Origin of the sequence: Flavobacterium restrictum (genome assembly GCF_007097245.1) — a bacterium.
Lineage (GTDB): Bacteria > Bacteroidota > Bacteroidia > Flavobacteriales > Flavobacteriaceae > Flavobacterium > Flavobacterium restrictum.
Window position 1 is genome coordinate 1 of the sequence record NZ_VJZT01000057.1, and the last position, 1493, is coordinate 1493.

The following is a 1493-nucleotide window of genomic DNA, read 5'->3' on the forward strand; positions in this document are numbered from 1 at the left end:
AAAGGTTTTGTTCGCGGGAGTGCATAAACAAAGGCTCGGGCGAGGCAGATATTGAGCAGGCGCATACAAGTATAAGTACCAAGGACAAGAACGTCAAGACGAGCTAGGGCTTAACTGGGACAGCTTTAAATGGAGAAATTATGATTATGCGATTGGAAGATTTATGTCCATTGACCCACTTGCAGAAGATTATGCTTATAACTCAACTTATGCTTTTCAAGAAAACAAATTAGGACTAGGTAGAGAATTAGAAGGACTAGAGTTATATTCTGAACGTTCGCAAGATGGAAAATCAATTACCTTGACTTACACAGTAAATGTTGTTAATAATACAGGCAGTGCAACTGCTGGACAGGTTAGCCAAATGGTATCTGAAAGAATGTGCTCAACAGAAAATAGTTTTAGTGGACAAACCAAAAATGGAGAAACTGTAACTACAAATGTAGTATATGACCCCAAAGCAACAATAACGTGGGAATATAATGATGCGATAACTGTTGAAAATGGTAAAGCAGGCGAACCAGGAGGAAAAGGCTATACTTCTGCAGATGGAAACACTCAAGTAAATAAAACTCAAGTAAATGTTCCTAATAATGTTGAATTTGATAAAAATGGGAATTCAATTATATCTGATAAAAGCAATCCAACAGTTACTAAAACAGGTTCACATGAAGATGGTCACGTTGCGGGATTGAAGCATACAGGAGGTGATAAATCTAATTTAATGAATAACAAAGACAATAGTACCAAGATTACTCCAGAACAAAGGACAGAAATAATAAAGAAAGTTGAGTTTGAACAACCTTTGAAAAAATAAGATATGAAAAAGAAATCATTATATTTTTTACTAGTTTTATTTGTACTTAGCTGTAAAAGTTATGATGTTCAGATAAAAGATTTTGAAAACGCATCGTTCAAACATGTTGTTGAGAAAACGCTAAAACAATATGATGCTGAAGAACAAAAATATTCACTTTTAATCTTTACCAATTTTTACCATGGTGAAAAAATAATTGTAGAAAACGATAAACATATTCTATATCAAAATCCTATGAAAACAATAGAAAATTTTGGATTAGCAAAAATGATTAGAATTGATAATAACTATGATGTGAAAATTAAAGATATAGATATGAATATTAAAGTTTTAGTTAAAAGTAATTTAGCCAAAACGCATAAATTTATTTATATAGAAAAAGATAAATATTTAAAAGATGGAATAGGTAATGACAGCATTTTAAATACAAAAAAAGTTTATAAAATTATTTACAGTAATACGTTATTAGGTTTTATGTAATACAACCAAAACCTGTACGATAATCTTACCATAAGTAAATAACAATCGAACTAAAAAACCGAGCAATTGCTCGGTTTTTTTATGCTTATAACATTGCTACCCCCGCTAGTCCGAGCATCAGGTTTCATTGGGCTAGTGCGAGCTTCAAGCTCGTACCCACAATCAAAATCAGGCAAAACAAAACTACAACCCTAAA

2 protein-coding genes are annotated in these 1493 nt (G+C 31.9%); both read left to right on the forward strand.

Features of this window, described 5'->3' with window-relative positions:
• Positions 1 to 163 precede the first annotated feature (163 nt).
• Positions 164 to 817, forward strand: coding sequence for a hypothetical protein (locus tag FNW21_RS16165; protein ID WP_144257780.1), 654 nt, complete (start codon positions 164 to 166; stop codon positions 815 to 817).
• 3 nt (positions 818 to 820) lie between these two features.
• Positions 821 to 1297, forward strand: a complete 477-nt coding sequence (locus FNW21_RS16170) for a hypothetical protein (RefSeq protein WP_144257781.1) — start codon at positions 821 to 823, stop codon at positions 1295 to 1297.
• Positions 1298 to 1493: the final 196 nt, after the last annotated feature.